At 59.6% G+C, this 17930-nt stretch carries 15 protein-coding genes and 1 tRNA gene; 11 read left to right on the plus strand and 5 right to left on the minus strand.

Annotated elements, in window-relative coordinates; genetic code table 11:
* Positions 1 to 15 precede the first annotated feature (15 nt).
* The 5 genes from recJ (at position 16) to U1700_RS01140 (ending at position 7376) form a co-directional block, all read left to right on the plus strand.
* Positions 16 to 1773, plus strand: coding sequence for a single-stranded-DNA-specific exonuclease RecJ (recJ, locus tag U1700_RS01120; protein WP_332749412.1), 1758 nt, complete (start codon positions 16 to 18; stop codon positions 1771 to 1773).
* 71 nt (positions 1774 to 1844) lie between these two features.
* A tRNA-Glu gene (locus U1700_RS01125) sits at positions 1845 to 1919 on the plus strand.
* Between the two features lie 76 nt (positions 1920 to 1995).
* Complete coding sequence (locus U1700_RS01130; protein WP_332749414.1) at positions 1996 to 3714, plus strand: DUF6538 domain-containing protein; 1719 nt, start codon at positions 1996 to 1998, stop codon at positions 3712 to 3714.
* 423 nt (positions 3715 to 4137) lie between these two features.
* Positions 4138 to 4641, plus strand: a complete 504-nt coding sequence (locus U1700_RS01135; RefSeq protein WP_332751079.1) for a phosphatase PAP2 family protein — start codon at positions 4138 to 4140, stop codon at positions 4639 to 4641.
* A gap of 317 nt (positions 4642 to 4958) precedes the next feature.
* Positions 4959 to 7376, plus strand: coding sequence for a PAS domain S-box protein (locus U1700_RS01140; protein WP_332749416.1), 2418 nt, complete (start codon positions 4959 to 4961; stop codon positions 7374 to 7376).
* Positions 7377 to 7622: 246 nt separating this feature from the next.
* Here U1700_RS01140 and U1700_RS01145 read toward each other — a convergent pair whose 3' ends face one another.
* Genes U1700_RS01145 through U1700_RS01155 form a run of 3 tightly spaced genes read right to left on the minus strand, consistent with a single transcriptional unit; the run spans position 7623 to position 10161 of the window.
* Entirely contained in the window at positions 7623 to 8876 is a 1254-nt protein-coding gene (locus U1700_RS01145) for a hypothetical protein (RefSeq protein WP_332749418.1), read from the minus strand.
* Positions 8873 to 9658, minus strand: a complete 786-nt coding sequence (locus tag U1700_RS01150; RefSeq protein ID WP_332749420.1) for a PepSY domain-containing protein — start codon at positions 9656 to 9658, stop codon at positions 8873 to 8875. The genes U1700_RS01145 and U1700_RS01150 overlap by 4 nt, the downstream gene beginning before the upstream one ends.
* 5 nt (positions 9659 to 9663) lie before the next feature.
* Complete coding sequence (locus U1700_RS01155) at positions 9664 to 10161, minus strand: hypothetical protein (RefSeq protein ID WP_332749423.1); 498 nt, start codon at positions 10159 to 10161, stop codon at positions 9664 to 9666.
* A gap of 384 nt (positions 10162 to 10545) precedes the next feature.
* On the opposite strand from U1700_RS01155, the gene U1700_RS01160 reads away from it, so the two are divergent.
* The 4 genes from U1700_RS01160 (at position 10546) to U1700_RS15545 (ending at position 13049) form a co-directional block, all read left to right on the plus strand.
* Positions 10546 to 11283, plus strand: a complete 738-nt coding sequence (locus U1700_RS01160; RefSeq protein ID WP_332749424.1) for a hypothetical protein — start codon at positions 10546 to 10548, stop codon at positions 11281 to 11283.
* Positions 11284 to 11420: 137 nt separating this feature from the next.
* Positions 11421 to 12011 (plus strand): hypothetical protein, encoded by a 591-nt coding sequence (locus U1700_RS01165; RefSeq protein ID WP_332749425.1) that lies wholly within the window; start codon positions 11421 to 11423, stop codon positions 12009 to 12011.
* Positions 12012 to 12073: 62 nt separating this feature from the next.
* Positions 12074 to 12493: a hypothetical protein gene (locus tag U1700_RS01170; RefSeq protein ID WP_332749426.1), complete on the plus strand. Its 420-nt coding sequence runs from the start codon at positions 12074 to 12076 to the stop codon at positions 12491 to 12493.
* 166 nt (positions 12494 to 12659) lie between these two features.
* Positions 12660 to 13049: a cupredoxin domain-containing protein gene (locus U1700_RS15545; protein ID WP_443025864.1), complete on the plus strand. Its 390-nt coding sequence runs from the start codon at positions 12660 to 12662 to the stop codon at positions 13047 to 13049.
* Positions 13050 to 13066: 17 nt separating this feature from the next.
* On the opposite strand, the gene U1700_RS01175 is transcribed toward U1700_RS15545, so the two are convergent.
* Entirely contained in the window at positions 13067 to 14311 is a 1245-nt protein-coding gene (locus U1700_RS01175; protein ID WP_332749428.1) for a sodium:proton exchanger, read from the minus strand.
* A 35-nt stretch (positions 14312 to 14346) separates the two neighbouring features.
* The gene (locus U1700_RS01180) at positions 14347 to 14817 is read right to left on the minus strand and encodes a DUF3833 family protein (RefSeq protein WP_332749430.1); all 471 of its coding nucleotides are present in this window, start codon (positions 14815 to 14817) and stop codon (positions 14347 to 14349) included.
* A gap of 747 nt (positions 14818 to 15564) precedes the next feature.
* Between U1700_RS01180 and U1700_RS01185 the strand changes: the two genes are divergently transcribed.
* Together U1700_RS01185 and U1700_RS01190 are read left to right on the plus strand one after the other, a co-directional pair.
* Positions 15565 to 16773, plus strand: a complete 1209-nt coding sequence (locus U1700_RS01185) for a TolC family protein (protein ID WP_332749432.1) — start codon at positions 15565 to 15567, stop codon at positions 16771 to 16773.
* Complete coding sequence (locus U1700_RS01190; RefSeq protein ID WP_332749433.1) at positions 16770 to 17924, plus strand: efflux RND transporter periplasmic adaptor subunit; 1155 nt, start codon at positions 16770 to 16772, stop codon at positions 17922 to 17924. Before U1700_RS01185 ends, U1700_RS01190 begins: the two co-directional genes overlap by 4 nt.
* The last annotated feature ends 6 nt before the right edge of the window (positions 17925 to 17930 follow it).

Here is a 17930-nt window from a genome sequence, read left to right on the forward strand (position 1 = left end):
CGCTAGGATCGGCCGATGAGCCGCGACACCCATGTTTGCGGAGTGACCTCGTCACTCCTGTCCCAGCCATGGCGCTGGCGCCGGAACGGCGGGGACGATCTTGGCCTCGATCTCGTCGACCAGCTGTTGCTAGCCCGCGGCATCGCCAACGACGATCTTGCCCGCCACCGCGAGCCCAGGATCCGCGATTTCCTGCCCGATCCATCGCACTTCGCCGACATGGACTGCGGCGCGGCCCGGATCGCCGATGCGGTCGAAGCGGGCGAGACGATCGCTATCTTTGGCGACTATGACGTCGACGGCGCAACCTCGGCGGCGCTGCTCACACTCTTGCTTCGCCGCCTTGGCAATGACCCGATCGTCTACATCCCCGACCGGCTGATGGAAGGCTATGGACCTAGCGGCAAGGCGCTGGTCGACCTGCAGGGACGCGGCGCGAGCCTCGCCATCACGGTCGATTGCGGCGCGCAGGCGTTCGAAGCGCTCGCCGAGGCTGCGACCGCCGGGCTCGACGTCATCGTGTGCGATCACCACCAGTGCGCCACCGCCCTCCCCCGGGCGCACAGCATGATCAATCCCAACCGCCTCGACGAGAGCGAGACGGGGGCGGCCCACGGCCATGTCGCCGCGGTCGGCATGGCCTTCCTGCTTGGTACTGCGCTGATCCGCGAACTTCGCCGTCGCGGCCGCTTTGCCGATACGCCCGAGCCCAGGATCATCGACCTGCTCGATCTCGTCGCGCTCGGCACGGTGGCTGACGTCGCCCGGCTCACGACGCTCAACCGCGCCTTCGTCACCCAGGGGCTCAAGGTCATGGCGGGGCGCGCCAACATCGGTCTCGCCGCCCTGGCCGATGCCGCCCGGCTGACGGGCGCGCCAAGCAGCCGCGATCTGGGCTTTGCGCTTGGGCCCCGGATCAATGCCGGCGGCCGCGTCGGCAAGTCCGACCTCGGGGTTCGCCTGCTCACCACCACCGACCCGGCCGAAGCCGAATTCATCGCCGCCGAGTTGGACCGGCTCAACGAGGAACGCCGCGCGATCGAGCTCAGTGTGATCGACGAGGCGACGACTGCCGCCGGGAGCCAGTCCGAGGCCCCGCTCATCATCGTCGCCGGGGTGGGCTGGCATCCCGGTGTGATCGGCATCGTCGCCAGCCGCCTCAAGGAAAAATTCAACCGCCCCGCGCTGGTCATCGCGCTCGACGCGGATGGTGTCGGCAAGGGATCGGGCCGGTCGATCTCGGGGGTAGACTTGGGCGCCGCGATCCTTGCCGCGAAGGACAGCGGACTGCTCGTCGCCGGTGGCGGTCACGCCATGGCCGCCGGGCTGACCATGGCGCCGGGCGGGATCGAGCCGCTGCGTGCCTTTCTCCACGATCGCCTCGCCGCCGATGTCGCCGCCGCCAGCGGCACGCGCGCGCTGCTGCTCGATGCGCTGCTTGCGCCCGGCGGGGTCGCCGGGACATTGTGCGACCAGCTTGAGGCCGGCGGTCCCTACGGCGCCGGCTGGCCCTCGCCGCGCGTCGCCGCCGGTCCCGCCCGGCTGATGCGGGTCGCCATTGTCGGCAATGGCCATGTCCGCGGGATCGCGGCGGGAGATGACGGGAAAAGCTTCAAGTGGATCGCCTTTCGCGCAGCCGACACCCCGCTCGGCCAGGCGCTCCTTGCCTCGACCCCCGACCGCCGCTGGTGGCTCGCCGGATCGATCAAGCGCGACCAGTGGAACGGTGGCAACGCGGCCGAAATGCATGTCGACGACGCGGCGCCGGCATGAAGAACGACAAAGACTCCGCGCGCCGCCTTGACCCCTCGTCCTGCCTCGCCTAATCGCCCGCCACGCCTCACGGCCCCTTCGTCTAGCGGTTAGGACGCGGCCCTTTCACGGCTGAAGCACGGGTTCGATTCCCGTAGGGGTCACCAAATTGATTCTAATTGGCGAAAATAGGCGTTTTCTGGCTTTAAACAAGTGTTAAGCCTACACATGTAGGTTACACATATGGCTAAGAATGGACGTCTGCCAACACCCTTTCGAGACTCGAAAGGTCGCTATTTTGCCCGCCGGCGGGTTCCCAAGGACCTGCGTCCATTATTTAAAGGCGAATTCGTCCAGAAGAGTTTGGGAACGCGTGATCCGGTCGAGGCAGCGCGCCGCTTTCCAAGTTTGAATAGCCAGATGGACGCTGACTTTGATCAGCGGCGACACTGCATGAACGGCTGGTCGATCGACATGGCTAGTCAGCCCGCTTTCTTCGAACGACTCGTTTCTGAGTGGTTCGGGGCGCTGGAAGAGCTGGAGCTTTCGCTCCTCCAAGCTTTTTTAATCGTGAAGCTACCTTCAGGTCTGCAGGTTGAGGAGCGTTTGGCAAGTTGGCGGCAGGATCATCGTTCAAAATTCGTCGACGTGTTGGTTCGTGATGTAGTGTGTCATAGCGACTTAGGACCAATGCCTTCGTCGACCCAAGAGTCATTTGTTCGCTACGTCACAGATAATCTTGCTAAGATCATGGCACCTATTTTGCCACCTGAAAACAGCGCAATCGCCGTATTACGGTTGCATACTCCAGACATACCTGAGCCGGACCTGACAATTACGCTTCCAGAACTGAAGAAGGTATGGGCTGAGAAGCAGAAGCCGGCGAAGTCGAGTTTCGATGAAGTGACAGGCACGATAAGGGATTTCGTAGGGGTCTACGGGAACATCGCAGCCGCGGATATAACCGCAAACGACATTCGGGATTTCAAAGCACGACTTCTTAAACAACCGCGATCGATGCCCACTAAGAGTCGAACACTTGCTCTCGGTGAGCGAGAACGACTTCCCGGTCCACGCATTAGTTGCACAACGGTCGGGAAAAAAATTACCCTCCTTAAGGCTCTTCTTTCTTTTGGATGCGGGGAAGGTATTTTACCCCTTAACGTGGGCAGTCGAATAAAAACCGGCCCCAAACATAAGGGAGGGAAGAGAGCCCAATTCCTTCCTGACGAGATCACCGCAATATTCAAATTGCCGCTGCTTAAGCCGGGCAGCTGGCAGTATGGGCGAGCTGTGAGCGACGTTACGCTGGCATGGCTGATGCTTATCGGCCTGACCTCCGGACCACGACTTAAAGAAGTCGGCCAAGCCGAACTTGTTGACATCGTCACCACAGGCCGGGTCATCGCAGTTCGCGTCACCGCCGAAACTGCAGAAGGGTTAGAAACGAATGGAGACCAACCGCCTGTCGATCGTAAATCGATTAAGACCGATGATAGCGAGCGCTTTCTTGTCATACACCCGATCCTCGTCGAACTTGGGTTCGGAAATTTCGTCGACGCCCTTCGCCGCGCTGGCGCCTGTCGCCTGTTCCCGGATCTTTGGCAGTCCGGATGTCCCTCCACTCATGAAGCTTCGCGCCTCCTAAATCGCTGCATCGATGTGATCACAACGCGGAGAAAGGTTTGCTACTACTCTTTTCGGCATACCTGGATCGCCGCAGCCGAAAACACCGACATGAAAGAACGAACTTTGCGTCAACTGAGCGGTCACTCTCCGCGCGACGAAAGTGAAAAATATGGTGAGGCCTATTTGCCGGTTCTTGCGTCCAATGTCTCGAAGATACAGTTTGACATGGTCAATTGGCATCCAGTCAAGACCGCGTGGTCCACGATCGACTGGGACTTAGTGGTAGCGGATCTCTTACGCCGCTATCCGGAGCGGTTGCGCAGCGTGGCTTAGGCTGGCAATTACGGGCAGGCAGCCCGAAAGCTTAATTGGTCTCTGGAAATGTTTCCGGTGTCCACCGCACAAAACGGACGAGTCGTAGGTGGGAGAGGGCGGAACCAGCAACGGAGGGTTCTCACCTCTCATTGCCCGAAATCGGACAGTCGGAGTTCGCCCGCTACCGCCGCTCCCGACTATGGAATAGCAAATAGGAGAGACTGTCGGCTGCCGAGCCAGTTGGGGCCATTGGGTCTGCTTACAATTATCGAATCACTTGAAGAGTGCGGATACCGCCGATGCGAGGACGAGCGGCTATTGCCGGAACTGCCGCGATCCCTCAGACAGCCGCGCCGCAGATGATCGAGTCGGCGTTGGGGGGGTATCATGCCGAGAGTATCTCGAACGAAGCGACTTTCCGTCGGTGCCTGGTCATTGTTGATGGTGACTTCCCCCACGCCCGCGCTCGCCGGAGCCCATGGCTGGGATCAGGCGAGCAGTATTGGTCGTGATGCTATCGTCCTTGCGGCGCTGGGTTATCCCGCCCTGCAAGGCGACTGGAAAGGTGACAAGCAGGCTGCGCTGGGAATGGGCTCCGCTTTTGCCCTGACCGGGTTGCTGAAGGTGACGGTCCATGAGACCCGTCCAGACGGAAGCAATCGACAGAGCTTTCCTTCTGGCCATACGTCGGTGAGCTTTGCGGCAGCGGCTACCCTGGAAAAACGCTATGGCTGGCAAATCGGCGTGCCGGCTCATTTGCTTGCCGCATTTGTCGGCGTTGCAAGGGTCAAGGCTCGAAAACATTATGTGCGCGACGTGATTGCGGGTGGTTTGATTGGCGAGGCGTCCGGCTTGTTGCTCAGTTCTAAACGAGATGCCCGGACGCAGTGGGTTCCGTGGGGCGACACGCATAGTGCTGGCGCGACAGTTGCCCTCCGATTTTAGCGAGCGGGGTGTTTGAACCCCTCGCAACAAGGGTCGGTGCAAAATGACTGCGGACGACCTGCATAGTCATTAAATGCTGGTCCGAACGACCCAGCTTCGAAATTTCGTGTCAATTTCGTCGCGCACAAGCCCAAGGCACTCATGCACACACGGGGTGCCTCGCCTGAATCGGTCGCTATCGAACCGCTCCGAGAAAAAACAGCGCGCGATTGTGTTCAAGGTATTGAAAACGAGCTTTAGTCGTTAGATCTGAACTCGACAGTCCAAGCCGCTACGCGATATGGACATATAGTTTTCTGTCATTAATCGTTACCGCCATGACAAACGATGACCCCGCAGAACTTACCGAGAAGAGGCGGCTAGCGGCTCTCGCGCAATATCGGGTGATGGACACGCCGCGCGAAGGCGGTTTCGATGACTTAGTTGCCCTCGCCGCAGAAATCTGCGGGACGCCCATCGCGGTCATAAACCTGATCGAAACCAACCGACAGTGGTTCAAGGCCGAGGTCGGGCTCGGCGTCGATAGCACGCCGCTGGAGACGTCGTTCTGCGGCACCGCAATCCTCGAGGAGGATTTCCTGCTGATTCCTGACGCGACCCAAGATGAGCGCTTTGTGTGTAATCCGCTGGTAACTGCTGAGGAAGGCCTGCGTTTTTATGCGGGTGCGTTACTAAAGTCGCCCAGCGGGTTACCGATCGGCACGCTGTGCGTGCTCGACTATAAGCCGCGCTCGCTCAACGAATTTCAGCAGCGCGCTCTGCGTCAACTCGCCCGCCAGGTCATGGCTCAGCTGGAATTGCGTCGGGCAATTCTTGAGAGTGAGGACGCTAAAGCCGACCTCGAACGCAAAATCACAGAACGCGCGATGGCGCGAGGTCAAACCTGGCAGGTTAGTCCCGACCTGATGGGCGTCCTGAATGCGGACGGAGTATTCGAGCAATCGAACCCGGCTTGGGAGGCAACGCTCGGATGGTCGCAAGACGAAGTCTCGCGCATGGTCTTCCGTGATTTTATCCACCCTGACGATCTGGCCAGATCGGAAGCGGCCTGGGTGGACGTAAGCGAACGCGCAGCACCCGTGCTGCGCTTCGACAACCGCTATCGTTGCAAAGACGGAAATTGGCGCTGGCTGTCTTGGGTTGCCGTTCCCGATAACGGCAAGATTTACTGCAATGCGCGTGACATCACATTAGACAAGGAGCGAGAGGCCGAGCTCGCCGACCGAACGGCGGAGCGCGACCGCATGTGGGAAACTTCGCCCGATCTAATGCTCGTTATCGACTTTGAGGGTGTATTTCGCCGGGTAAACCCAGCCTGGAGCACCGTGCTGGGTTACGCAGCAGAGGAATTAGTTGGTCATCACGTGAGCGAATTCGTGACACCCGAAGATCATGCCGGCACCATCCACGCATACGAGTTGGCTGCAGCGGGAGGATTGCCCGTTATCGTCAACCGCTACCGACACAAGGACGGCTCGGTGCGCTGGATTTCTTGGTCTGCAGCACCAGCGGAGGACATGACCTATGCTACGGGCCGCGACATTACCGCAGATAAGCATCGGGCGGTAGAGCTGGAGTCGGCGAAGGAGGCATTGCGCCAGAGCCAGAAACTGGAGGCGATCGGCCAACTGACTGGCGGCGTTGCCCATGATTTTAACAATCTCCTGACCGTGATACGCGGATCGGCCGACCTTTTGCGCCGGGGCAATCTTTCCGACGAGAAACGCGAACGCTACATCAAGGCGATCGGGGACACGGCCGACCGCGCGGCAAAGCTAACGGGCCAATTGCTTGCTTTTGCTCGGCGGCAAACGCTCAGCGCAGACCTGTTCGACGTTGGCGCCTCGCTTTGCGATATCGCGACCATGCTCCGGACCATGACCGGCTCACGCATCCAGTTAGAACTTCAGCTGCCAAGCGAACCCTACTTTATTGTCGCTGATAAAAGCCAATTTGACACGGCCATCGTGAACATGGGTATCAATGCGCGCGACGCTATGAGCGGCGAAGGACGATTGACCATTTCGACAGGACCGGTGTCCGGAATTCCAGAAATTCGGGGTCATCCCGCTGTCCCCGGCGAGTTTATTGCAGTGACCATCGGCGACAGTGGCTCGGGTATTGCCCAAGACCAGCTTGGCCGTATCTTCGAACCGTTCTTTACCACCAAGGGTGTCGGTCAGGGAACGGGATTGGGATTGAGCCAAGTGATCGGGTTTGCGAAACAATCGGGCGGAGACATTCGGGTGGCCAGCACCCCGGGCGAAGGCACGATCTTTACACTCTACCTTCCGCGCGCTTCGTCAGACGAGACGATTATACCTTATCAAAATGAGGAAACTGGCCGCATCTATGGCAATGGAGAATGCATCCTTGTCGTGGAAGACAATGAGGACGTCGGCATCTTCGCGACAGCGGCGCTCCGGGACCTCGGCTACGACAGTGTTTTTGCCGTCGACGCACGAGCCGCTTTAGTGTTACTTCAGACGGACGCCGCAAGGTTCAACGTTGTCTTCTCTGATGTCGTCATGCCGGGAATGAGCGGTATACAGCTCGCCGACGAGGTGCGTCGCCTATACCCGGACCTGCCAATCGTTCTCACGAGCGGCTACAGCCATGTCTTAGCTCAAAACGGCCGACATGGTTTTGAACTCCTGCACAAGCCCTACTCGATTGAGCAGTTGTCGCGCGTGCTCCGCAAGGCTGTTGCATGGCAGTCGGTTCGAAATATTTGATCGGCTGGTGCTCTCACGCTGCTCGTCAGCTTTGCCGCTTTCGTTATTAGGTGAGAACTGGCCGCTGGCCGCCAACTTCGTGACACCGTTGGAAGCTGCTAGTCGGCTACGACTTATGAGAAGTCTTGTGAGACTTTTCGGCCTTTTCTCGGACGCAGATGCCTTAGCTACGCTAAAGGTTTCATGTTATCGTCATGGGCTCTCAAGCAGAGGCTCGCGTTCGAACGCACATTGATTGATCCCTGATCAGTGCCGGACATACTGCTGCAAGCTTAGCCTGATTCCGACGCGGACCTCATCGACGCTGCGGCGGTCGCTGACAATGGCGTCCGGTCCGGCGACCCTGCTGTGGCCATATTCGACGTGAAGACTGGCAAGCTTGTTGGCGTAGGGCAGGTTGTAATTCAGACCGGTTCGAAATGCCTGCTGGGTGGCACGCCGCGTAAGGTGATCCGCCCCAAGGCTCACGACATCGTAGCGCACAAACAGATCGAGGTCTCCCGTCCTCGGAGCGTCGAACAATGATACCTGCCCCATGACATAGCCACCATAGACGTCACTGCGACTTTCCGAAAAGCGCGAATAAATGCCCTCGGCCTCGATCGTCGTCGGATGACCAGCGATTGGGAAGGTGTAAGCTATATCGGCCTCGCCGCTCGTCTTGGTGCCGGTCGCCGCCACGCCGCCGATTGGCGCAAGTGCGACGGCAGTGTCCAGATTGAAGCTGCGGTCGCGGATGCCGGTCGTGCGGTCGATGGCAAGGCCCGCCGTCAGCTTGCGCCCGCCCTTGTCGTCGCTGATCGGGGTCAGCACGATCTTGCCGGCGACGGCGCGACCGAACGAGAATTTGACCTGTTGGGCGTTGAGGCCGCCCCGGTTGTCGCCGATTGAGCCGAGCAGCGTTACCTTGGGCGACAGCATCCTTTGCACTTGCAGGCCAAGCTGAGCGCCGAACGTATTCGTCGAGCCATGCTCCTCAAGGATGAGCGAGCGGTTGATGGTCGGCAGATTGCCCGATGAAAGATTGTCGTCGCGGGACAGGATGCTGGTGTTGTGGCCGAACAGCAGCCGGAACTTTGCCGGGTCTTCGGCATCTTGCACCGCGACGAAGAGGTTCTCGAAATCGTGGCTGTTCAGGGGGCCGGCAGGACCGGGGTTGATGCCAAAGGCATTCGTGTCGGTCAGGTCGATCTCATAGACGCCGGCGATGCGCAGATGATCGCCGATGCGCGGCAAGTCGATCTCCGCGCCCTGTCGCACGCGCCGGAAGGTGTCGGGTCCGTCAGGATCGATCAGCCGTTCGGCAAACCCCCATGCGGTCAGGCGAAAGTCGCCCGACTGGTAGACGATCCCCGCATCGGGCTTGAAATAAAGACCCTGTCGCGTCGGCGCAGGAACCTTGGGCTGCGGAGTGGCATCACCCGCAGTGCCGGTGGTCTGGGCGTGCCCTGGTGTTGCAGCGATCAGCGCCGCGAGGACGACAGTCAGGGTGGATTTCACCAGAAATACCGTCGCCAGCCGGTCAGCTGCGATGCCGAACCCTTCTGCCGCGCGCGATACATCTTGATATAGATCCACACGCCGGTCAGCGTCATCGCGACCAGCCCCAGTCCCCATAGCAGGCCAAGGAACTTGCCGCCGTCCCCGATGATCTCACCGGAATGAAGCTTGATCAGCCAATCCTCGCCGTCGGGCTCGTCGGACAGGATCGCGCCGCTCGCCACGCCGACCGCCACCTTGCGCGGGTCAGCCCCGTCGAGGTGGAACACGAAAGCCGGGGTCGGGGCCTTGATGTGCCAGTCTACCCCCGCAACCGGGCGGTTGCCGTAGCGCGCGAGAAGCGTCGTGCGCGCACGGTCAAGCGCGACCGGGTCAAGGCCGGTGGGCTTGGCGAGCGTCAGCGGGGAAACGATGGTCGCTGCGGCCTCCTTCGCCGCTTCCTCTGACCCGAATATCTGTTGATATTGGAGCGCAACGCCAGTGCCCGACACGAGCAGGAACAGCACCGCCGCGCCGATTCCCAGCCAGCGATGAAACTGGCGCGAGGTCAGCCGACGCGTCTTTGACGATGGGGGCACGGCATTCTCCGTTCTTGCAACGGGACAAGTGCCACTCAACACGAGTCGGCCGCGTCCGCTTTGGGCTCGTGTGCGCCATAACCGGCCAGACCTCCCTCTACCACTTTCAGAAGTTTGACGCGCAGCGAAAGCATCCCGAAAGCTGCGGGCTACAGCAACGAGGCTTAGATCCTGCGGTAGTGGTGGGCACCTGACGGCGCCCACCTTGATTAGCAATGGCTGACCGACGCACTCTGCGCTTCTGCTACACAGGCAGCTGTTTCTGCCATCGCGAGGAGCGCCTGCAAGCCGCGCAACTCCATCATCGCCCGGTCGGTGACATCCGCAACCGACCGGCGCTCTAAGCGATGACCATTACGGCCGAACGCGTATTCATAAGGCTTATCGCGATTAAGCGACAGGATTGCGAAGCTGCCGTTAGCCTTCTCGACCAGCTTACCTCCGCCTACGTTGATCTGGTTTTTCTCGGTCGATCCGTCCACAACCATGACCTTATCCAGTCGGGCCGTGTCGTCCTCGATATAAAACAAGGTGAGGAAGGTCGTGCGCCCATTGGCTGCGTTCGCCACCATATCCTTGATGAGTTGCTCGGTTAACTCGTTGCTCGCGCAGATGAGCAAGTCATCAGGTTTCGTCAGCGGATCGCCAGCCAGAAGCATGCGCAGGGCTGCGGACATCGCCGCCATTTGCATAATTGCATTGGTCATTCTCTTACTCCTTGTAACTTTTCCCATCAGTGGGATCAGTCACGCATCTCCTTCCCGTTGAGCCTTCCTCTGTTCGCGGCGTGTCACGCAGGCGATTGCGGCACGCGAGGGCGCGGCACGAAACTTCTTTTCTTTCGCTGGTGATGGACCTAACTTGCCGGTGCCCACAGGATTGTGGGCCGAGGCGTGGAAACCTCGACAGTTAGAGCTGGTATCGACCCTTGGTCGACCGGGTGGCGGGCGCGTATGTCCAGGCTATCCGGCTAAAGGCGCTCGCGCCTGTCTAACTGCAGGTTTCCAACATCCGGTTCCAAGGCCGGCATCGCCTCGCAACGGGGAGATGCCGCCGGCTGTCCATCAGCTGGCGATGCGGGGAGTAACTGCGTGAACACTCAAGTCGCGACCACGGACCACGACATGTGGCAGGCGTTGGCCACCCACGCTAACGACGACGTAATCCGCTGCGTGGCGAGCCAAGAGCGGTTGGAACGCAGCCTGCCTATGGCCACCATGCTTGCTGTGTGGGGCGTGTTTGCGCTCCTGACCTTGGTGAACCCTCACCGCGATGTTCTTGGCATGATCATCGGTGCCGTCTTCACCTTCTTCATCGCCAAACTGGTCGGCCGGGGCTTGAGGGCATTGATCCTCGAGCCAAGTCGGCGGATCCGCTACAATCGGGCGGCCACCAGGCTTCGCGCGCAGGTGCAGGCGGGCGGGGACGTCGCCGTCGGTCCCTTCAGCTGGACCATCGGTGCTCCGGGCTCGATGGCGATTACCCGATCAGGCGAGGTCGTCATGCTTGATCATGCCCACCAATACGAACCGCTTCGGCTGGCACCCCATCAGATCGCTGATGTCCGGGTCGAGCGGCAGTCGCAGCAGATCACGCAGACGCACCACGGCGGCCGAACTAGCATAGCGGGCTTGGGCGGCTCATTCGGCATGGCTTACACCATGGGTGGCCGCTCGACCTCGGTGACCAGCACGGTCGACGAATACGTTCTCGAGATCCGGTATCAGATGGAGAAGAACGGGCCCGTCAGCACGGTGACCGTGCCCGGAGGTTCTGATCGGCGCGTGGTCGAGGAACTTTGCGCGTCCATCCGCAGGCTGGAAGCATGACGACGGGCCAAGGACGAAGTCCCGCGCACGTGACCCTACCATCCCGTCATCGTGGAGGTAGGCATGTGTCGCCGACCGTCGAAGCATCATCGCTGTGCTGCCCCAGCATTATCCAACTTAAATCAAGGGATCGCATTATGAAAAAATTGATCACAGCCGTTTTCATCGGGTTGTCGGCGACGCAGGCCAGCGCCGACCCTCTCAACGGATTTCTGCGCACCATCAAGGGCGTCGTAGGTGGCCTGACACCAATGGCACCGGGGCAAACTAACTTTGCTAGCGTAAGCGTGCCGGCGAAGGCTGCCGACGTTGCAAGCATGAAGACGGCGCTTGATAGGGCCGTTGCACCCAAAACGGCTGCGGCACGGTCGTTGGCAGCCGCGCGCCCGGTCGTCGAACGCCTATTGATGACCATGGGGTGTGCCACCAGCGCCAAGGCTCTTCATAGCCTCAACCGCGACCGGATCACGCCGGAGACCTACTCGAGCGTCGATGACGACCTGCACTACACGGCAATGGGTCTCGGCTCTCTGATGACCCATGACCGTCGCAACTGCATGCAGGTGGCCAGAGTTGCCGGCCTTCAGCGGCCAACGTCCAACTCGCTTTCGATCCGCACTTACTTCGTATCGCCAAGCTCCGGCGAGGCGCGCAACGTGACCACTTCGTTCCGCCTGATGGATGGAACATGGCTCATCGACAAAATCGACTGGGTCGACCGAAACTGATCGCGCGACAACTTCTGCGCGCGAGGATCGGAGACGACTGTATGACCCTCAGGAGGCACCTTATGACGACGTCCCGTTTAGGTTTTCCGGTTCCGAAGAGCGTCTTGCTGCTCGGCGTGCTGGCGATTTGCCTGTTTGCAACCTCAGCACTGGAGGCCGCCCAACCGCCAGCATTAAAAGTGTTTAAAGTCGGACGCCGATCACTGGAGGGCCGCCCCAAAGCGATCTGTATCATCGAGGGGAAGTGGGCGGACGGGGGGAACCTGATCTATAAGGCCTGGGACACCTGCAACAAGATGCGAGTGCGGACGGTCTCTCATGAGGAATACAAGGACGCCCCGCCGCTCGGGAATGACGCCGAATACGGCGTGACCGACATACCCAAGGGTTCGGAAGTCCTCGAATTCGAAAACGGTGTCAGCAAGACGCTCGTGTTCCGAGATCATAAGGGTATCCAGCGCGAGATCCTGTCTGGCGATTGAGTGCCGGCAGGCTGATTCATCGCTGCCACTCCATTGCAAACCCAAGAGTGAAGCATTGCGACCACCCGTTCAACCCGCCGCCTTTGTCGGACGTTTGTCGTATGAATTTGAGCCTAGGTTGGACGAGTTTTGCCACCATGCTACTACCCGGAGTCGGAGGTGATTTATGGCCCGACTAAGCATTGCTTTACTCTTCATAGCAGCCTTCCTCCCGCCCCCTGCGCGATCGCAAACGAGCTTGCCGACGGTTGTGGCGGTGGACCTTTCAAACTTTAGATTTAGCCCGCCGAATATCCGTCTTAGGGCCGGAGTGCCGATTACGCTCCGACTCCAAAACTCGGCCGGCAGTGCTCACAGTTTTAGTGCACCCGAATTTTTTAAGACCGCACGGCTGTTGTCATCAGCCGTCAGCATGGTGCGCAACGGGACGGTCGAGGTTGCTAGACGCAGCACGGTGGATATCAGCTTGGCCCCTGCCAAAGGCTCGTATCGGTTGAGGTGCTCTCACATGATGCATTCCGCCTTCGAAATGAAGGGCGTCATTCAGGTAGACTGAAGCTCGGCCGATCGGCGTTAATCCGCTACCCGCGAAGGTGCTTTAAACATGGCGGCGATGGCGCGCCACTGCGCCGCCACGACGATCGCGGCGAGCACGAGGTAAACCCATCCTAGACCAGTCAAAGCGGCAATTTCCGCCGCGGGATTGTGCTGGAGCGAAAAGGCCAAAACGAGCTGTCCGCCGAAAAGCACCGCTAGCGCGAAGGCTCCGACTAACCGAAGACGAAGGCCAAGCAGCAATGAAATGCCAAATAGTGATTGCGCCGCGGTGAGAAAGAACTCCTCATGTTGCCGCTCGCTCAGCGGGAGGGCGATGAGACTCCCCGCGCCGATACTCATAGCAACGGGCAAGGCGCCAACCAGCAGCGTCCATTGGTTGATCTTGTCACTGACAAGCGCAATGAGCGCAGACCCGGGGCGCGCCGCATAAACAAACAATACGGCCAACAAAATCTCAGGCGATTCACCCGTCAAAGGCGCTATCCACTGGATCAACAGAAATTCGTCAACGCCGAGTGCCCGACCGGAGCCGATCATTGCGTTAGCGAACGGCTCCGCTGACAGGAGGATGATCGCTCCGGCAACTAGCGTCAGGCCTGCGGTCCAAGCCCATTGGGCACGCGGCGTAAGCGTTTCGAGGACTGCCGCCGGCCCCGGCTCGGCGTCATCGTCGTCATCCTCATCTTCGTCCACGTGAGTTTCGCCGCCGCGCAAAGACCGGGAAACACACCAAATATACGCCCCAAAAATTGCTAGCAAAATCGCGAAATCGACGAGGTCGATCCGATCTTTGATCAAAATCACGAATGCGTAGAGGCTGGCAAGGAGCAGAAAGAACAGTTCGACGAGGTTCGAAGGCTTCAACTCGATCGCCCGCTCTCGTGTCCGGCGCCAATGGAGAAAAACCACCATCGGCCAAGCGGCGCCTACCAATAGGCGGTTAGCTCCGGTCATGTTCGCAGCAGCATAATGGACGTAATTGCTGTCCGGCGCCTGGCCAGCACGGAACGCGTAATAGATATCGATCGCATATTCCGGCAGGACGGTGACCAGCGCGAGTCCAGCAAGCATCAGGCCTTGGGACACCCGGCTTTCAGCTGCCTCCGCCCCCCACGATAACATAAAACCCGCCGCGAGAATGGCGCCTCCAAAAACCCCTGCTTGGACCAGAGGTCCCGCGCTTGTGCCATGCAGCCGCATGAATATGGCGGGACTCGCCGCCAACATCGCAATGAAGAGATAGGTCAAAAAACGATGCATCGACCGTGCCTCCATCGCGTAAACAAGTTGGGCATTCACCCGGGAGCGATTTTCCGGATTATCCCGTCACCGGTTGCAACGGTAAAGCCAAATTTGCGAACCGTCATGAGATTGCGGGCGATCGCATCATCCGACAATGGACCAACCCATTGTTCCACAGACAGATTATTTTTCAATTTGAAGCGAAACCTGAACCGATCGCCGATCTGATCAATAACAACCGGACCGCTAGCGTCCGACATTGTGCCGACATAATGCCCATTAGCCGTTTTTCGAATTTGCCACTTGCGAACCGCTGGCGGCTTTCCCTGCTCATAAACCTGCTGAACAAGTGAAAGGCTGCCATCCGCTCCGATGCGACCTTGTCCGACACTGTGCGAACGATATGGATCTTGCAGTAAAACCTTTATCGAGCCAGAACTCTCCGTGCGCCCTTCGAAAAAACTTAGCGGGTCAACTAGCGGCTTGGCCCCAGCAGGGCTCGACAAAACGAGCGCCGCGGCCAAGAAAAATCTAACTAGACTAAGATACATTGGACCGTTCCGAGGGGGATGAAGTAGGAAGCGTCCCGCGCCCTAGGACGCGACGGTTGGCCCTTTCGCCGAGGGCGTCGTGAGTCGTCAAGCAAGTTTGTCCGGGAGAACCAACAGCTTATCCCATAGTCCGATAAGACAGGTAGGGGCCTTGAGATTATGCAGGTTCGTGCGATCGTGCTTGACACGACAGGAAAGGACTGTCTACCGCGCCCTTGTATCGACTTGGCATTGCTTAAGGGTCTACTTTTGCTCAGCCGCGGACTGACATTGAAAAAGTTCTGGCTGCGCGTGGTGATGGCGCTATCGGTGTTCTTGTGCGCTGTTTCCCCAGCGCTTGCTCAGAATATATGCTATGTCGAGGCGAGCGACGATGGCGGCCGCCAAGCCCAGCGTATTGAGTCCCTTGATAACAGAACGATAGCAGCGCGTCAGGGTGAGCCAAGCGGACTCGTTGGCATATCGACCGGGCAATTCACGCTGTCAGGATACAACCTTGCCGCCCTCCCGCGCCCAGCTTCGGTGCAGTCAAGCAGGCCTTCAACGACGGACTATCCAAAGTTGACGAGAGTCTTGACGAACAGGGACCTCGGTCCGGGTGATCGTCCACCACTGAGCTAACAGTTCGCGCCGTCGCAATGAGCGGCGGCCGCCTGTTCCGTTTGCTCAGGGTATACCATGGCTTCCCGAATCTCCGCCGTGCGCAGGGCGTTGGCGACAATGTGCATCAGTGCATTTGTTAGCTCTCCTGTGTCCGCAAGCCCCATTACTATTTCCGAGGCGGTGCATCGTGCTACTGACGTAGGACCGGCAGTCGTCCAGGCGCGCGGCGCGGTCTCAGCCGCGCAAGCTAGAGCGCGCCTGGCTGGCCTTCGGTTGAACCCCGAGGTGGGACTTGCCGTCGAAGGGTTTGGTGGCACTGGGGAATATCGCGGCATTCGCCAATCCGAGACCACCCTGTCAATAAGTCAACGCTTCGAGCTGGGCGGAAAGCGCACGGCCCGCCGTGACGTTGCCGAGGCCGAGCTTCGCGGTGCCCAAATAAGGCTGCTTCAGGCGAAGACCGAGGCAACCTCAAGCGCGACGTCTCGTTTCGCTGAACTGTCGGTGGCGCGTGACCGATTGGCTCTCGCGATGTCTTCAGAGGCAAGAGCTCGCGACCTGGCACGCATTGTCCGCTTGTTGGTCGAGGCAGGACGCGAACCACCGCTACGAGCCTTGCGCGCCCAGGCCGCTGCGGCCGAAGTCGAGGCTGCGCGCCGAGCAGCGGAGGCTACGCTCTTGCAAGCCGGCAGCGCGCTCGCCTCTGTCCTCGGGCAAGGTGAAACCCAAGTTGAAGCTGAGGGTCCATACGAGCTTGCTCCCCAAGAAATGCTCAACTCGCAAGCAATGACCCCAAGCCGTTTGACCGTAACACCCTCCTTCCCGATTCAGCTGGCACTGGCCGAGCGCGATGCAGCGCGCGCTCGATTGCGCCTGGAGCAGGCCGGCGCGATCCCAGACGTCACCGGCGATTTCGGCATTAGGCGCATCGAGAGCAGTAGGGATCTAGCTTTAGTTGCCGGAATCTCGGTGCCGATCCCGTTGGCTAATAATAACCGGAATGCGGTGCAGGCAGCACGCATTGAGGCCGAATTGGCCGAGGCACGACTGACGCAGGCCCAACGGGAGGACACTCGCTTAGTGCGAGACGCTCGAATTGGCCTCACCGCTGCGAACGCACGGGTCGTAGCCCTCGAACTCTCCGGCTTGCGTGAAGCCCGAGAAGCAGTGCGACTGGCGGAGATTGGGTATCGAGCCGGTAAGTTTTCACTCCTTGAGCTGCTGGATGCCCAATCCGCCCTCAATCAAGTGGAGTCGTCGCTCCTTGATGCCAAGCTGGCGCGAGCACAGGCCGCCGCGACCCTTGCAAAGGTGACAGCACGATGAGCAACGGAAACGCACGCTGGCAGTGGATTTTGGGTATCGCTGCGGTCGCGACATTGGGCGCCGTGGTCTGGTCTCACGACCCGCCGAATTCCCCTCCGCAGTCTGTGCCAGCTAAGGCAGTCGCGAGTTCGGCGCCGGAGAGAGCCAAGGACCGGGTTGCGCTCAGCGATAACCAGATTCGTCTTTCCCAGATTGGGTTAGTAACTCCACATCTCGAGAGCGAGGGCTCCGAGATACTCGTTCAGGGCACGATCGTCTCCTCACCAAACGGCCTCGCCGTTTTGAGCGCTGGCGCGGACGGTCGCATCGTCAAGATCGAAAAAGGGCTCGGGGAGCCAGTTGCCCGTGGGCAAGGCGTTGCTCTGATAGAGAGCCGCGAGGCCGCAACGATTTCTGCGGACCAAATCGTCGCCGGTTCGAAACTGCGGCTTGCGCAAGCGAGATTCGAGCGTGAGCGAAAGCTTTATTTCGAAAAAGTCACTGCCAAAGCTGACTATGAGTCCGCGATTGCCGAATATGAGACCGCACGCGCGGAAGCAGGCCGGGCAAGCTCTGCCAAGGCTGCCGCCAATGCCAACGGGAGATTTATTACTGTTCGTTCTCCGATTTCCGGAAGCGTCACCGCAGCGCCTGCAGTGCTTGGCACATACGTGACGGCCCAAACGGAATTATTTCGGATCGCGACCAGCGTGGGCGTTCGAGTTGAGGCGGCCCTTCCAGTCAGTGATTCCTACCGAGTAAAGCCTGGAGATAGCGCTCGCTTGCTCTTCGGGGGAACAGAAATCACCGGACGGGTCCGGGCCGTTACACCGTCCGCAACGCTTGAGAGTCGAGCGGCGACAGTAGTCATTGACCCGCACGGTGGATCAAGCCTGTTGAGAGCCGGTCAGTTCGTCCAAGTTGCGCTGAAAACAGCCGCCACCGGCCCGTCGTCGTTGATGTTGCCCGAAGAAGCGGTCCAATCCGTTGCTGGGCATAACGTTGTCTTCGTCCGCACCAGAGGCGCCTTCGTTGCTCGCCCTGTAACGATCGGTATTCGGAGTGGTGGTCGCGTATCCATTTTGTCGGGCCTGCGAGACGGCGAAACGATCGCCGGTAAAAATGCTTTCCTAGTGAAGGCGGAGTTTCAGAAGACGCCGAGCGATGAGTAATCGACG

It is taken from the genome of Sphingomonas sp. RB1R13, assembly GCF_036663775.1.
Taxonomy (GTDB): domain Bacteria; phylum Pseudomonadota; class Alphaproteobacteria; order Sphingomonadales; family Sphingomonadaceae; genus Sphingomicrobium.

What these genes read in the sequence shown, in the direction of transcription:
- U1700_RS01175 (WP_332749428.1), bottom strand. Translation starts at nt 14,311, where the DNA reads ATGCATCGTTTTTTGACCTATCTCTTCATTGCGATGTTGGCGGCGAGT.
- U1700_RS01190 (WP_332749433.1), top strand. Translation starts at nt 16,770, where the DNA reads ATGAGCAACGGAAACGCACGCTGGCAGTGGATTTTGGGTATCGCTGCG.
- U1700_RS01140 (WP_332749416.1), top strand. Translation starts at nt 4,959, where the DNA reads ATGACAAACGATGACCCCGCAGAACTTACCGAGAAGAGGCGGCTAGCG.
- U1700_RS01170 (WP_332749426.1), top strand. Translation starts at nt 12,074, where the DNA reads ATGACGACGTCCCGTTTAGGTTTTCCGGTTCCGAAGAGCGTCTTGCTG.
- U1700_RS01130 (WP_332749414.1), top strand. Translation starts at nt 1,996, where the DNA reads ATGGCTAAGAATGGACGTCTGCCAACACCCTTTCGAGACTCGAAAGGT.
- recJ (WP_332749412.1), top strand. Translation starts at nt 16, where the DNA reads ATGAGCCGCGACACCCATGTTTGCGGAGTGACCTCGTCACTCCTGTCC.
- U1700_RS01185 (WP_332749432.1), top strand. Translation starts at nt 15,565, where the DNA reads ATGTGCATCAGTGCATTTGTTAGCTCTCCTGTGTCCGCAAGCCCCATT.
- U1700_RS01135 (WP_332751079.1), top strand. Translation starts at nt 4,138, where the DNA reads ATGGTGACTTCCCCCACGCCCGCGCTCGCCGGAGCCCATGGCTGGGAT.
- U1700_RS01165 (WP_332749425.1), top strand. Translation starts at nt 11,421, where the DNA reads ATGAAAAAATTGATCACAGCCGTTTTCATCGGGTTGTCGGCGACGCAG.
- U1700_RS15545 (WP_443025864.1), top strand. Translation starts at nt 12,660, where the DNA reads ATGGCCCGACTAAGCATTGCTTTACTCTTCATAGCAGCCTTCCTCCCG.
- U1700_RS01155 (WP_332749423.1), bottom strand. Translation starts at nt 10,161, where the DNA reads ATGACCAATGCAATTATGCAAATGGCGGCGATGTCCGCAGCCCTGCGC.